This is a genomic window from Chroogloeocystis siderophila 5.2 s.c.1, assembly GCF_001904655.1.
GTDB lineage: Bacteria > Cyanobacteriota > Cyanobacteriia > Cyanobacteriales > Chroococcidiopsidaceae > Chroogloeocystis > Chroogloeocystis siderophila.
On the sequence record NZ_MRCC01000003.1, the window covers coordinates 74,785 to 90,783 of the forward strand.

Consider the following 15,999-nt stretch of genomic DNA (forward strand, 5'->3'; position numbering starts at 1 on the left):
ATTCCTCATGCCTTTCAGTAGGAATAGCCTTGTCATGTACACGCAGCGCTGGCAACATAACTTACTACTCGCAGCAATGCTAGGAGTGAGTTTACCTTTAGCCGCACCACTTTTAGCTCAAACTAAGACAAATTCTCTAAATATTATTAACCAAGCTTCTTATAGTTACAACTCAGACGACACGCAGTTAATATCCGGATTCACTACTCAAAATTCTATCAGTGTTCAAGGCTTAATCGATCCCTTAGGGCAAGTTACGGGTTGTGCGGGTGAAATTCTGCCAGACTATACGGGTTTTAGTGTTGCTTTGTATGAAGTAGAACCCAACGATCCCACAGGAACCGAAGTGAGAACTCTTGTCTCGCTGACGCGTACTGAATTACCTGATGTTCCAGATAACGGGATTACTAAAGGTTTGGCACCAAATATAGAAAATAGTAATCCGTTTTTTCTAACTAATGGAGAACAGGGCAATTATAACTTTCTGCTTGACCCAAACCGAGGTCAGTTAGATATCGGTAGAACTTATGTTCTGATTGTCAATCCGCCACCTAATACAATTTACAACCAACGCCGCGTCAAAATTACGATTCAAGAACGTCAGGGTGATGTTGTTGTTTATCAAGCAACATCTTTAGATGGTAAACCGCTCAGTACCACAGACGATCGCACCACACTTGTTAACACTATCAATATCCGCGATGCCGAGAGAGTCGGGCTAGTCCTTGGCACCCTGAACATAAAAACTAACATTTGTCAAGCTCAAGACCTGCAAATTATCAAAACAGGCGATCGCGCGACGGCTGCACCAGGAGACACAGTTATTTATCGTCTCGCAGTCAAAAACCTAGCAAGTTCCTCAATCCATAACGTGGCGATCGCAGATACTTTGCCTTTGGGGTTTAACTTTCTTCCTGCTTCAGTGCAAGCAGAGTTAGACGGCAATCCAGTTCGAGTCAATACTACTCAAAATAATTCTTTAGTCACGTTCCAAGCCTCAAATATTAGCCTACCACAGTCGGGCATCCTCAACATCGCCTACGCCGCTGTACTGACTCCCGAAGCAATTCGCGGTACAGGTGAAAATTCAGCGATCGCCACTGCCCAACGCCTTGATAACAGTGTAAGCGTCAAAGATGGTCCTGCAATTCATCGACTCCGCCTGCAACCTGGTATTTTATCCGACTGCGGTACGCTGATCGGGCGTGTATTTGTTGACAAAAACTTTGATGGCGAACAACAACCTGATGAACCAGGTGTTGCCAATGCTGTTGTTTTTCTTGATGATGGCAACCGTGTTGTTACGGACAAACAAGGATTATTTTCTGTAGCAAATGTTATTTCAGGCTACCGAACTGGCGTTTTAGATTTCACGAGTGTTCCAGGTTATCGCCTCGCCCCCAATCACAAATTCAAAGAACGCAATAGCCAATCTCGGTTGGTACATTTAGCCCCAGGGGGTTTAGCGCGCATGAATTTTGCCGTTACCCCACTTGAGAAGGAAGGAACGCAACCATGATCAAGACGTTGAGTACCTTCCTGATTATATGCATGGTTGAAGTAATAAGTAAAGCGGCGATCGCTGCTCCTGCACAACAATCTGCTGCTCAATTACCTGCCGATGTACCAACACAACAGACACCTATTGCGACAATCAAAATTATTTCACCAACCCCCAATCAAATCATTGATCTTCCTTCTACGTCAATTACTGCCGAGTATCCAATAGATGCCCAAATCGAACTACAAGTTAATGGTGTCGCAGTCGATAACTCTTTAATCGGACGCACGGAAACTGATACGACTAATCAACTCATAACACAAACTTGGTACGGCATTTCTCTGGAGCAGGGTGAGAATGTAATTACTGCGATGCCAACAACACCAGGACTAGCACCATCAACAATTAAAGTTCAAGTACGGGGTGGAGTCAAAAAACTCACACTGCAATCAGAAGCTGCGCGAATTCCGGCTGATGGACGTTCTACCACAACGATTCAAGGGCAACTGATTGATGCAAATGGTAATCGGACGAATCAAAATGCCACAGTCACTTTAGCAGCCAGTGCGGGAGAGTTTGTAGAAAAAGATGCTAACCCAAAAGCACCAGGATTTCAAGTGCAAGCCAAGCAAGGGCAATTTAGCGCCACACTGCGATCGGGATTAGAAGCGAAAACTGTAACAATTCGCGCCTTGATCGCCGATATTGAAGCTTTTACACAACTGCAATTTGAAACCGATTTGCGTCCATCAATTGCTACTGGCGTAATTGACGTGCGTTTAGGGCGCAGTGGGACAGATTTTTATCAAAGTTTTCGCGAATTTTTACCTCCTGATGACAACAAAACTAAACTTGATATTTATGGCGCGGCTTTTGCTACTGGAAAAGTTGGCGAATGGTTATTTACAGGTGCCTACAATAGCGATCGCACTTTGAATCGAGATTGCAACGGACGCGATCGCCTATTCCGCGATACTCAACCGTGCGAACAAGCGTATCCTACCTATGGCGATGATTCTCAAGTTACCGCACTAACACCTTCCCAAGATAGTGTGTATTTGCGCTTTGAGCGATCGCCCCAAATTCTCAATGCAGAACCTGATTATGCCATGTGGGGTGACTTTAATACCCAAGAGTTTGCCCGCACTTCACAGCAATTTTCAGCAACAACGCGCCAACTGCATGGCTTTAAAGCAAACTACAACTGGGGTAATTTGCAGATTACGGGTTTTTATGGCAATAACGTTCAAGGTTTTCAGCGCGATGCGATCGCCCCAGATGGAACTAGCGGCTATTACTTTTTGTCACGCCGGTTACTCTTAGCTGGTAGTGAAAATGTTTTTATCGAATTAGAAGAATTAAATCGTCCTGGTACTGTCGTTTCACGCCAACAACTGACGCGCGGGATAGACTACGACATTGACTATGATCGCGGGACTTTACTCTTTCGCCAACCCGTTTTGCGCACCGATGTCGATCAAACAGGACAAGTTTTAAGACGACAGATTATTGCAACATATCAATACGAAAGTCAAGAAAACAATCGTAACACAATTTATGGCGGTCGTTTGCAGTACCATCTTTCGCGGCAACGCCATCCCGATTGGATCGGGGCAACATATCTGCAAGAAAATCAGGGAGTACGCAGCTTTGAATTATACGGTGCAGATGCCTTGATTTCGTTAGGTGACAAAACACGGTTCATTGCCGAATATGCACATTCGACGAACAATTCTGAATTTTTAGGAACTATCAGTGGTTCAGCTTACCGTTTAGAAGCGATCGCAGAAATTGCTCAAGGTATTCGTGCAAGTGCTTATTTTCGCACTGCTGATACTGGATTTGCTAATAATGCCACAATCAGTTTTGTTCCAGGGCAAACGCGGTATGGCGCGCAAGTTGTCGGTAAACTTTCACCGCAAACAAATTTAAGACTGCAATACGATCGCGAAGTTAACCAAGGGATTGCGCCTGAACCTGTGACGACGTTTGAAGATTTATTTACACCTCGTATTGAACCAATCCCAGGAAGTCGGGTCGATAACTCACTCACAACCATTTTGGCAGGCGTTGAACACCGCATCGGGAAAGCTAACGTCACTGTTGATTGGATTCATCGCCAACGCGAAGATCGCATTGCACCTAATGCTTTAAGTGGAACTTCCGATCAGGTGCGATCGCGCCTCACCTTACCACTGACTGATAATCTTACTTTTCTTGCGCAAAATGAACTGAGTTTCTCCGATCAAGCTGACGCTGTTTATCCCGATCGCACAATTCTTGGCTTAGATTGGGGATTGCTACCTGGAGTTAATCTGCGTTTAGCGCAACAATTTTACACGCGCGGGCAATTTGCTGGTAATTCGATTACGAGTATAGAAGTTGTTGGCGAACACAAATTTAGTCAAAATACAATACTCACTGGACGTTATTCCATGTTTGGTGGATTGAATGACTTTTCTGGACAAGGTGCGATCGGGTTAAAGCATCGCTGGGAAATTACGCCAAGTTTAAAACTCAATTTAGCTTACGAACGCATTCTTGGCGATTTCTTTGGACGTACCGCCGCAGGGTTACAATTTGCACAACCCTTCGCCCCAGGGCAAAGTGCCGCTTCTCTAGGATTTAGTGCAGCTAATAGCTACAGTATTGGAGTCGAATATAACCCAAGTTCTAATTTTCAAGCTAATGCCCGCTACGAACATCGCACTTCTCCTAGTGGTTCTAACACTGTGATTGGGGCAAATGTTACTGGAAAAATATCACCAGCACTTACAGCTTTAGTCCGCTATCAACAAGCTAACTTTTCTAATCAAAAACTTGCCGGATTAGGAAACACCGTAAATTTCAAAGCTGGGTTAGCTTATCGCGATCCTCATAGCGATAAATTCAACGCCTTATTGCGTTACGAATACCGCAAAAATCCGGCAACGATTCCTGACACTTTACTTTTAGGCACTGGCACAGGTTATGAAGATCATACCTTTGCTTTAGAAGCACTTTACGCTCCGAATTGGCAATGGGAGTTTTACGGCAAATACGCGCTGCGAAACAGTACCTCTTACTTAGCCACAGACTTAGTTGGGACAAGCACAATCAATTTGGCACAATTACGCGCTACTTACCGTTTAGGCTACAGCGTTGATTTAGTCGGTGAGGCGCGGTGGATTCATCAACCCACAACAGGATTTAGTGAAACTGGGTTTGTCGTAGAAGCGGGTTATTATCTGACTCCTAACTTGCGCTTGAGTGCTGGTTATGCGTTTGGTGATGTCAGTGACAGAGATTTTAGTGGTTCGCGTTCTGCTGGAGGGGCATATTTAGGTTTAACACTCAAGTTGAATGAATTATTTGATGGTTTTGGATTGCAAAAACCAGTACCAAAACCAATTTCAAATCACACTGCCAAGAGTCAGCAATAGATTTTGTCAAGGTACAAATATTTTTTTAAATGTAGTTAAACTAACTATGCAATTTATTCATTATTTTACTGCGATCGCTCGTTCAAAACTACGTCAAACCCAAGCTATAACAAGTTTTTTCATTCTACTTACCGCATTGGGTGGAACGAATATTGTTCGTGCTGAAGGTAGTAAACAGTTAGTTTCTCAAGGTGGCAATCGACCTTATTTAGAATGGGCATCTGGCACAACCGCAAATATTGTGCGTAAAACTCTGTTGAAAGTTTACGTAAAACAAGGCGAAATTGTCAATCTTGGTTCGAGTGTTCATACGAGTTTTGATAGTCAAGATATTGTTTATCGCAGTCCTTTTGGGAGACAAAATGGTGTTTGTGATGTTTTAAGCACTGGCTATGGTTTTATTGACACCTTAGCTAAGGAAACAGCAGGACCTTTACCAAATTTAGGTGGTTATACTCCTTGTAGTTTTGTTGCTACAGAAACTGGAATCTATGAAGTAGAATTTCATGCACCGAATCTTACAGGAAATCCAGCAATAAGAACAACAACTGCAACTTTTCCTACTGATAATACTCAAGGCTCAGGCGTCGCTGCATGGGATATTACTGTACGCGATATTTTAGGTAATCCTAAAAATGGACGCGTATTTACGAATTATGTCGCCATGAACCTGGGCGGTAATGGTATACCACTCAACTCTGACTTCTTTATTCAAACCAAAGATGGATATCGCTATCGAACCGACATGAATGGAGTCGATCCTTTTGGTTTTATCTTTTTTGCTAATAGCCGAGGATATATCGATAAAACAGATAACAGTACACTCTACCGCACAGCAAAAGCTGATAATAATGCTTTAAGTCCTTTTCAAGGCAATGTTGAAGTTCAACGACCCGATCTACCAGATACGGTTACAGATATTACTCATTTAATTTTTATTAATAGACCAGATCCCGAAGCTTTAATACATTTAGGAATTCCAACTTCGCCAGTTATTCCCGCAGTTCCTACTAACTTTAAATTTACTGGTGGTACCGGTGGTAGTGGTAATCAAACTCCTGTAGGAGTCGGTGGAAATTTTAGCTTTGATGTGAGTAGTTCAGGAAGCTACCAAATTATTGTTGATACCAATACTGATGGAGTTTATGATCCTAGCGTTGATCGCGTTTTGCAGAACGTCGCTAATGCAGGCAGTAACGTTGTTTTTTGGGATGGTAAAAATGCTGCTGGTACTAATTTACCACCACGTTCTGGTAATGCTCCTTATAATGCCCAGATTACACTTCGTGCTGGGGAATATCACTTTCCTATGCTAGATGCAGAAAATAACCCGAATGGCTTTGTCATTGAAATGGAAAATGCACCAGGTGCTTTTCCTGCGGGTAAGAATAAATATACTATCTACTACAACGATACTAACTACACGACTAAAAATGGTACATTTGTCAGTCTAGACGGCACAGGTGCAACAAATCCTAGAAACGCGGCAACAGGAATCGATAGTTCGGCAGGAAGACATCAGTTTAGCAGTAACTATGGTGACTTTAAAGGTATCGATACTTGGGCATTTTTTCCTAGTCAAGCAGTTTTGTCGAACTTAGTTATTACCACAACAAACCAAGCAAATGTTAGAGGTAGAAAATCAGTTCGTTTTTTAACTGATGCTGATGGTAGTGGTACGGTAACGGTAGGCGATCGCGTAGAATATACGATTACTTATTCCAATCTTTCTCCAGGTAATACTAGTGCAATAAATTTCGTTATTAACGATACTCTACCACCACAGCTAACATTTATTAATGCAGCTATTGTATCTAAAACTACAGGTAACAATATTACACTCAATTCTAGCTATTCAGGAGCAGGTGCGTTAACGACTCTTGTGACAGGAACAACTGCTTCTAATTCCAGTACCTTGCGCGTAGGTGACACAATTACAATCAGAATCATTGCTGAAATTAACAGTATGAATTCTGGCAACCCAATCAGCAATCAAGCTACTGCAACTTTTAGTACAGCAGACAATCCTAGCGCAACAGTTGGCACTGTTCTGACTGATGCTGATTCTAATGGAGCAACCACTAACCCGCCTACACCTGGTAGTTACTTTTTTCAAACTGCTGATGATGGTATAAATACAGGTAACGATCCTACCCGTACCGACGATGACGATCCTACGCTTTTCACTGTTGTTAGTCCTCCTCCTAAACTTCGCTTAGTCAAGCGTATTACAGCACTTAATGAAATCAACTTCACAGGATTTGTCGATTACATCAATCCGTCAGATCCACGAGCGTTAGATGATAATGCTCCTAATTGGCCTCAGCCTAAAGATACTTATCTACGTGGTGCTTTTAATAACCTTTCTGTTAAACCAGGCGATGAAGTTGAATATACAATTTATTTTCTGTCTGATGGTGGAAGAAATAGCACTAATGTGCAAGTCTGTGATTTAATTCCAGCCAATACAACGTTTATTCCTAATGCATTTAACAACCAAGCTCCTGCAAACAGCAGCGATTATGGTATTGCGCTAGGATTGAGTGCTACTAACCTTCCTACAGCACCTACAAATTACGTAACAAATGCTGCTGACGCAGATCAAGGACGATTTTATGCTGCTGGAACGACACCACCATTATCTTGTTCTGGTAGCAATAACAACGGCGCGATCATTGTTGACGTTGCCACAAGCCCTGCAACCTTACCCAGAGCGATCGCACCAGGAAACCCAACTAATTCTTATGGCTTTATTCGCTTTCGCGTTAGGGTTAATTAAAGATCATCAGGATTTATGCCCAGATCTCGTAGTCTGGCGGCTAAACGTTCAGCACGTTGTTCAGCTAAATTTGCGCGATCGCTTGCTTGCATTGCTACTTCTTCAGGAGTTGGCAATCGATTTCCTGCCTGATCGTACCAGTAAAGCCATTCGCGCGTCCAACCTTGATGCGTGCCTCGTTCTCTTCCTATCCCTAAGTTAATTTCTGGCATCCAATACGGTTCATCGGTTTGTAGTAACTGGTATTGTCCATCAACCAGTCGATAAACTTCTAGCGCTTGCCTTTTACGGCTTTTACCTCTACCTGGAGCATAAATAACATAGTATAAAATCCCTAAGCGAGCATAATCAATCTTTTTCTGTTCGTACTCGCCGCTATAGGTTTTAGAAACAACTTCTAACGCCAAAATCGGCACTTTATTATCTTCTTCCCACAAAACATAACTTAAACGCCCTTCTTCCCCCACAAAGCGATCAACTCCCAAACTTAAAAAACTATCAGGAACAATTGCTGATTCTCCTGGGGCGTAGTAAATTCCCATATCAACACCAAAGAACCAATCGCTGCGATTTGCCCATACGAGCGCTAAAATCGCTGCTAAAAGATTGGGAATGAGGTTTTGCAGTTCATTATCCACCGGCGTATCGTCAGAATCAGGCAGTTCAGCAGATGTGGGCAAACATTGCCATGAGTCGTATACCATAACCGCCTCGACACGAGTATAAAGGAATCGATGTTTACAATCTTAGCTTGAGTAGCAACGACTCAGAATTATGCAACGATCAACACATATAACCGAGTCAACCGCTACAGCTAGCGCAAATCTCCGAAAAATTCAACGTCTTTACCACTATATATAAATGACGTATAGTCTTAATCTATCCCAAACCAACACGACGATAAATTTCCTCAACTATGGTTCGAGAGCTTGAGCGTACTAACCAAACTAGCCAGTTTCCTGAAACTGCGCCTGCTGCTAATCCAGTGTTTTTTAGAACGTATAGCCGTCGCCAGCCGAATGGTAGACGTGAAAGTTGGGAAGAAGTATGCGATCGCACGCTCAAAGGTTTAGTCAAATTAGGTAAACTCACCGACGCTGAAGTCGCGGTACTAGCTAAAATGCAGCACCAACTGAAAGCGCTACCAAGTGGACGTTGGTTATGGGTTGGTGGCACAGAATGGATCGAAAAGCAAGAAAATTTTTCTGGAGCCTATAACTGTACAAGCACCAACGTTACCGACTGGCGGGCGTTTGGCTTGATGATGGATCTTGCAATGATGGGTTGTGGTACCGGTGCTGTTCTCGAACCGCAGTATATTCATCAGTTACCACCAATTCGCAATCGCTTAAACGTGACGATTACTGGAGAAATTGGGATAACACCAGCTATTCGTAGGAAAGAAATTACTGAAATTCAGATTGCAGGCAACGATATCACAATCTACGTCGGTGATAGTCGTCAAGGTTGGGTGAAATCATATCAAACGCTTCTCGAACTATCCAGCGATGCACAATTTGCAGGAGAAGTCAATGTCCGCGTCGATCTGCGTAATGTACGCCCTGCTGGTGAACTTCTCAAAGGCTTTGGTGGTGTTGCTAATCCGATCAAGCTACCCGAATTATATCAACGTTGTGCCGCAATTCTTAATAAAGCCGTAGGACGCCAACTTAATTCTGTAGAATGTTGTTTATTAATCGATGAAGCCGCTGTTGTTGTCGTTGCCGGAAATGTTAGACGAAGTGCTGGAATGCGTCAAGGTGACAGCGACGATGAATTATTCGCTCAAGCCAAAAGTAATTTGTGGCAACAAGATGAGAATGGTAACTGGCGAATCGATCCCGAACGCGATGCGTTACGAATGGCAAATCACACGCGCGTGTTTCATCGTCAACCAACATTGAATGAATGTGTTGATGCTGTACGCAACCAGTATTATTCAGGCGAAGGGGCAATTCAATACGCACCCGAAGCGATCGCCCGTGCAAATGCAGATATCTTAACAACTCCTCAACTTAAAACCGAATTTCTGCAAGCTTATAATCAAGGTAAAGAACAAGCACGAGCATGGTTACGCGATCGCTTTAATGAATTCCCACCTGAAGAAATCGCACACAGACTATCAAGATATGCTCTGAATCCTTGCGGCGAGATCACTGGCGCAAATTTCCATTGTGTATCAGGAAAAACTTTACTAATTACTCGCCAAGGTCTTTGTAAAATTCAAGATATTGTTGGTGAAGAAGTTGAAATTTGGAATGGTAAACGCTGGAGCAAAGTTGTTCCATTTCAAACTAATACTGGACAGAAATTATATAGAGTTAGATTTGGTGATGGCTCTTATTTAGATGTTACAGAATACCATAGATTCTTTGTTAAAGATAGATTTGGTAAAAGCTATGAAGAAGTCCAGACAAAAGATTTATTATCGCATAGCAAATACTCAATTCATACAGAACCATTTGTAATTGAATATCAAGATGGAGAAGCTATTGATCCTGTGTATGCTTATACATTAGGAGTAGCTGTAGGTGACGAAACTTTAGATCAAAATGGCAACGCAAAAATTAGACTATACACCAAGAAATCTGAACTTTTAGTTTCTGGAAAAAAATCTCCTCTAAGAAACTATGATTACTTACCATCTTTTGTAGACATCACTGATTTAGGGTTTTCAAGAGAACTTTTGTACCGCTTGAAAACCCAATCTGATGCGTTAAATATAATTGGTTCATGGAACAAGCAAGCAATTCTTGCTTTTATAGCTGGGCTAGCTGATACTGATGGTTCTAATACTCAAGGAAATGGCATTAGAATTTATATTGCTGACTACGAAAGAGCGTATCGACTACAGTTACTTTTATCCAAGTGCGGACTTCAGTCATCGGTAAACATGATGGCTCGTAAGGCATCTGCAACAAATTTAGGGAAAAGATCGCAATATCTATACTATTTGCAGATTACTGATTGCAATCAAATTCCTTGTCAGAGATTGGATACAAGTAAAGGGTACAAGCCTACAGCAAAAGGAAAATGGCAAGTCATCAAAAGCGTAGAAGAGTTACCAGGCTGTCATGATACTTATTGCTTCAATGAGCCAGAATTCCACAAGGGAGTTTTTGGCAACACTTTAACTGGAAATTGCAATTTGTCTGAGATCCATCTTAATCAAATTGACCCGAATAACTATCAAGAACAAACAGAAGCATTTACTGCTGGAGCACTTTCAGTTGCCACGTTATTAAATCACAAATTCATTGAACCACGCTATCAAAAATCGCGCGAATTAGACCCAATTGTTGGTGTATCTTTTACAGGGTTATTTGACTTTTTTGTTCGTGCTTTCGGTGTCGATTGGCTGCATTGGTGGACAGCAGGAAGACCAGAAACACCGCAAGGGTCAGAGTATAAACAAAAAGAGCAAGAATATCTTAGTCGGTGGAAAGACATTGTTCATCAGGTGATTTGGGAATATTGCGATCGCCACAACATTAAACACCCGAACCGCTGTACGACTGTGCAACCATCAGGCACAAAATCTTTACTGACAGGTGCTTCTCCAGGTTGGCATCCTCCCAAAGCGCAACGCTTCATTCGCCGCATTACATTCCGCAGTCACGATCCCGTCGCGTTAGCTTGTATTGACTACGGCTACAACGTTGTCCCATCACAATCGGATAAAGACGAAAACGGTAATCTACTTAACGATCCATTCGATCCGCGTTGTAGCGAATGGTTAGTTGAGATTCCCGTGGCTGTACCTTGGGCAGATTTACCAGGTGCGGACGAAATTGATATCAGTCAGTTTAGTGCGATCGCTCAAATGGATTTCTATATGCAAGTTCAAAAGTATTATGTCTCGCACAACACCTCTGCCACAATCGAACTGCGAGAAAACGAAGTCGAAGCACTCGGAACTCGCATCTACGAAGCTATCAAAAATAACGAAGGCTACATCTCCGCCGCACTTCTAGCGCGATTTGACGATCATCAAACGTTTCCGCGTTTACCCTTTGAACCAATATCTAAACAGCAATATGATGAATTAATGCAACAAGTAAAAATGCAACGCCGCACCAACGATTTTCAGTCAGCACTCATTCAATACGATGCGAAAGACTTATCTGAGGTAGGACCTGCGGGGTGTGATTCTGATAAATGTTTGTTCTCCGAGCAAAAACCTGTTTAGCTGCACATATGAGCCTTCTTTGTTAGTCAGGAAGGCTTGTGTCACCTTTGGGTAGGTTAGTCAACATTGGCAGGCGCTAGAATAAAAGGTAATCAAGGAAACAGGAAAGATATTTATTATGTTTGGAGATGAACTCAAGCCAATTTTCCAACAACTGACTCAGCACCCAGGCTCATTTTTAGGTGGTTTCTTTTCTGGCTTGTTGCGGCTAAATTTGGGAGAAGACCCCGTAAAAAGCTGGCTCGATCAACAACTAGGTTACACGACTTACGTATCGCCAACAAGTCAGCCACAAAACGGCAAAACAGGTGGTCCTCAGTCGATATCAATCGAGTAAATACATTAAGGCGATCGCCGCGCAATAATTTTGTAGGCATCGACCGCGTTTAAGTATCAGTAGACATAACATATCCTAATCACTCATATCTGAAAAACACCTAAGACTTGCTACTTCGCTATATGTATTTAGATGTAATTAGAAAAATTAAACTAATACAAAACATATAGTCTTTGTAATGCAAGTAACCTTTGATAACTGAGTGAATAGGATATGATAAAACCGTATGCGTAAGTTCAGTCCTATCATTGGTTGAGTTTTAGGCGCTGCCGACTCGGTTGCCAAGCTGGAAATTCTATCACTGGTAAATGAGACGCACTGCACTCTTGGCAAACCTCCTAGATAAGGTCGTCTTGAGTAACTGAACTTTAGCTTCTGTTCAGACTTACGTGATCGATATGACTATTTACGTTGGAAACCTCTCCTACCGCGCCACAGAAGACGACTTGAGAGCAGTATTTGCAGAATATGGCACAGTGAAAAGAATTGTCTTGCCGACCGACCGAGAAACGGGTCGGATGCGCGGCTTCGCCTTTGTTGATATGACAGAAGATGCCCAAGAGGATGCCGCAATCACCGAGTTAGACGGTGCTGAATGGATGGGACGTCAACTGAGAGTTAACAAAGCTAAACCCCGCGAAGAAAATAACCGACGTAATGGTACAGGTATGCGCAGAAACGAATATTGATTAACTTTTACTAGCACTAGTTAGAAAAAGCGATAGCGGCTGAAATTTAGCTAGAAGTTACAAATCTATAAATTGAACTGCTCCGGCAAGTTATGGAACATAAACAAGATACCATAGCAAGTCGGCTATTTTTATTTGAGCATTTTCGTTATGTAGCAAGCAAAGTCTACTTTCTAACACAAACCGCTACCCTGTCTAGCTTTTGAAGAATCTGCCCTGCGACCTCTGACCCCTGTTATATCCGCCAATCGTGCATTCTTATAGTTTAAACTAGCGCTGTTTCCACCAAATTTGACACAAGTGTGGCACTCTGAAAAACAGAGAGGAATATCTGAATCTTTCGCAAGTAACTAGCGGACAGCGTTATGCAAACCTTGCCTACTCCATCAACTACGATTAACCCAACCTCTGGGCTATTAACTGACACCACAATTCATCGCCGCAAAACCCGTCCGGTGAAAGTTGGCAATGTCACTATTGGCGGTGGCTATCCCGTCGTGGTGCAATCGATGATTAACGAAGACACGCTTGATGTAGATGGCTCTGTTGCTGCAATTCGGCGCTTACACCAGATTGGCTGTGAGATTGTCCGAGTTACTGTACCTAGCATGGCTCATGCTAAAGCCTTAGCAGAAATCAAACAGAAACTACATCAAACTTATCAACCTGTACCGCTTGTTGCCGACGTACATCACAACGGTATGAAAATTGCCCTAGAAGTTGCCAAGCACGTAGACAAAGTGCGAATCAACCCAGGGCTGTACGTATTTGAAAAACCAAAAACCGACCGCACCGAATACACGCAAGCCGAATTTAATGAAATCGGAGACAAGATTCGCGAGACGTTAGAACCTTTAGTAATATCCCTCCGCGACCAAGGTAAAGCAATGCGCATTGGTGTCAACCACGGTTCGCTTGCTGAAAGAATGCTTTTTACCTACGGCGATACACCCGAAGGCATGGTAGAATCTGCCTTAGAGTTCATCCGCATCTGCGAATCATTAAATTTTCGTAACTTAGTCGTTTCCCTCAAAGCTTCGCGCGTTCCTGTCATGCTTGCTGCCTATCGCTTGATGGCGCAAAGAATGGATGAATTAGGTATGGATTACCCGTTGCATCTCGGTGTTACCGAAGCGGGTGATGGTGAGTACGGTCGCATCAAGTCCACCGCAGGTATTGGAACGCTTTTAGCCGAAGGAATTGGCGATACGATCCGCGTATCACTCACCGAAGCACCGGAAAAAGAAATTCCGGTTTGCTACAGCATTTTGCAAGCTCTTGGCTTACGCAAGACGATGGTAGAGTATGTCGCTTGTCCTTCTTGCGGTCGTACTTTGTTCAATTTAGAAGAGGTGTTACACAAAGTACGCGAAGCAACGAAACACCTGACAGGCTTGGATATTGCTGTCATGGGTTGTATTGTCAATGGACCAGGAGAAATGGCAGACGCAGATTATGGCTATGTCGGTAAGCAACCTGGTTACATTTCGTTGTATCGAGGTCGAGATGAAATCAAGCGCGTTCCTGAAGCTCAAGGCGTTGAAGAGTTAATCAATCTAATTAAAGCAGACGGACGGTGGGTAGAACCATAAACTGTTAAAGATTAGGGGTTAGGGAAATTGGTGAATAAATTAAGAATGATGAAGGAATGTTGAAGAATATTTATCCTTCGTAATTTTTTTAATTTCACCCCCCGACCCCTAGTATCCGAACCCTATTCACTGAGATCGTGTGTTACATTGAGCATACTTGAATTGCATTTTCCCTCCGACTTTTGCAGTCATTATGGTCATTTCAAAACGTGGGCTTGTTCTGGGTGCAACAGCAGCAATGCTGACAACCGTTGCGATCGCTGGTGCGGGGATTCACTCGCGAGGTCAGGCTTTTTTTCAAGAAAGTCCCAAAGAATTAGTAGATGAAGTCTGGCAGATTATTGACCGTCAATATGTAGACGGCACATTTAATCAAGCTAATTGGCAAGCTGTGCGCCGCGAGTATCTCAACCGGTCTTATAGCAGCAAAGAAGATGCCTACAAAGCCATTCGCGAGATGCTCAAAAAGCTAGATGACCCCTACACTCGCTTTATGGATCCAGATGAGTTCAAAAATATGCAAGTTGAAACTTCTGGAGAACTGACGGGTATTGGAATTCAAATCGCCCAGGACGAGAAAACAAATAAATTGACCGTAATTGCTCCAATTGAAGACACTCCAGCCGCCCGGGCGGGCATTCTTGCCAAAGATATTATTCTCCAGATTGACGGTAAAAGTACGGAAGGCATGGATATCAATCAAGCAGTATCCATGATCAAAGGCAAACCAGGGACTCAAGTCCGGTTGACAATTCAGCGGGAAAACCAGCAGCGCGAGTTTCAAATTACACGGGCGCGAATTGAATTGCACCCTGTCCGCTACAGTCAGCAAACGTCTCCAATGGGAAATATTGGTTACATTCGCTTAACTCAGTTTAGTGCGAATGCCGCCGCAGAAATGCGCAATGCAATTCGAGATTTAGAGAACAAGCAAGTTCAAGGATATATTCTTGATCTACGTTCTAATCCAGGTGGTTTGCTGTTTTCCAGCGTAGAAATTGCACAAATGTGGTTGCAAGATGGCACGATTGTCTCTACAGTTGATCGCCAAGGAAAAAGAGATATTGAAAAATCTAACCACCGAGCCTTGACAGATAAACCTGTTGTGGTTTTGGTTGATGGTGGTTCAGCAAGTGCGAGTGAAATTCTGGCAGGTGCTTTACAGGATAACAAACGCGCTGTCGTTGTTGGAACAAAAACCTTTGGTAAAGGCTTAGTACAGTCGGTACGCGGGTTAGGTGATGGGTCAGGTTTGGCTGTGACCATTGCTAAATACTTTACCCCCAACGGTCGCGATATCAATAAATCAGGAATCAGTCCTGATATAGTAGTCGAACTTACCGATCAACAAAAAGAATCGCTCGTTCAAGACCGCGAAAAAATTGGTACACCTGCTGATCCGCAATATTCTACTGCCTTAAATGTATTGCAAAAAGAAATTGCGGCGAAGCGTGGTAATCAAGCAGGAGTCACGCCGCAGTAGGGTTGAT

Annotated in this window: 9 protein-coding genes; 8 read left to right on the forward strand and 1 reads right to left on the reverse strand. The window is 43.0% G+C overall.

All coding sequences use genetic code 11. The features are described 5' to 3' along the window. The first annotated feature begins 34 nt into the window (after positions 1-34). From NIES1031_RS03755 to NIES1031_RS03765, 3 genes are read left to right on the forward strand one after another with little or no spacing between them, the layout of a single operon-like run. Positions 35-1,519, forward strand: coding sequence for a DUF11 domain-containing protein (locus NIES1031_RS03755; protein ID WP_084544246.1), 1,485 nt, complete (start codon positions 35-37; stop codon positions 1,517-1,519). A gap of 32 nt (positions 1,520-1,551) precedes the next feature. After that, entirely contained in the window at positions 1,552-4,923 is a 3,372-nt protein-coding gene (locus tag NIES1031_RS03760) for an Ig-like domain-containing protein (RefSeq protein ID WP_073548172.1), read from the forward strand. A gap of 46 nt (positions 4,924-4,969) precedes the next feature. After that, on the forward strand, positions 4,970-7,702 hold the full coding sequence (locus tag NIES1031_RS03765; RefSeq protein WP_073548390.1) for an isopeptide-forming domain-containing fimbrial protein: 2,733 nt from the start codon (positions 4,970-4,972) through the stop codon (positions 7,700-7,702). On the opposite strand, the gene NIES1031_RS03770 is transcribed toward NIES1031_RS03765, so the two are convergent. After that, positions 7,699-8,406 carry a Uma2 family endonuclease gene (locus tag NIES1031_RS03770; RefSeq protein WP_073548173.1) on the reverse strand — a complete coding sequence of 236 codons (708 nt, stop codon included), beginning with the start codon at positions 8,404-8,406 and terminating at the stop codon, positions 7,699-7,701. The two genes, NIES1031_RS03765 and NIES1031_RS03770, sit on opposite strands and share 4 nt — an antisense overlap. Before the next feature lie 212 nt (positions 8,407-8,618). Here NIES1031_RS03770 and nrdJ point away from each other — a divergent pair, with 212 nt between their 5' ends. The 5 genes from nrdJ to ctpC all read left to right on the forward strand — a co-directional run bounded on the left by nrdJ (position 8,619) and on the right by ctpC (position 15,992). Next, positions 8,619-11,891, forward strand: coding sequence for a ribonucleoside-triphosphate reductase, adenosylcobalamin-dependent (nrdJ, locus tag NIES1031_RS03775; RefSeq protein ID WP_073548174.1), 3,273 nt, complete (start codon positions 8,619-8,621; stop codon positions 11,889-11,891). A 118-nt stretch (positions 11,892-12,009) separates the two neighbouring features. Next, positions 12,010-12,228: a ssl0294 family protein gene (locus tag NIES1031_RS03780; RefSeq protein ID WP_073548175.1), complete on the forward strand. Its 219-nt coding sequence runs from the start codon at positions 12,010-12,012 to the stop codon at positions 12,226-12,228. 398 nt (positions 12,229-12,626) lie between these two features. Beyond that, a complete protein-coding gene (locus tag NIES1031_RS03785; RefSeq protein WP_015190968.1) occupies positions 12,627-12,917 on the forward strand; it encodes an RNA recognition motif domain-containing protein in 291 nt (96 codons plus the stop codon). 365 nt (positions 12,918-13,282) lie between these two features. Beyond that, positions 13,283-14,509 carry a (E)-4-hydroxy-3-methylbut-2-enyl-diphosphate synthase gene (ispG, locus tag NIES1031_RS03790; RefSeq protein ID WP_073548176.1) on the forward strand — a complete coding sequence of 409 codons (1,227 nt, stop codon included), beginning with the start codon at positions 13,283-13,285 and terminating at the stop codon, positions 14,507-14,509. A 193-nt stretch (positions 14,510-14,702) separates the two neighbouring features. Continuing rightward, positions 14,703-15,992: a carboxyl-terminal processing protease CtpC gene (gene ctpC, locus NIES1031_RS03795; protein ID WP_073548177.1), complete on the forward strand. Its 1,290-nt coding sequence runs from the start codon at positions 14,703-14,705 to the stop codon at positions 15,990-15,992. Positions 15,993-15,999: the final 7 nt, after the last annotated feature.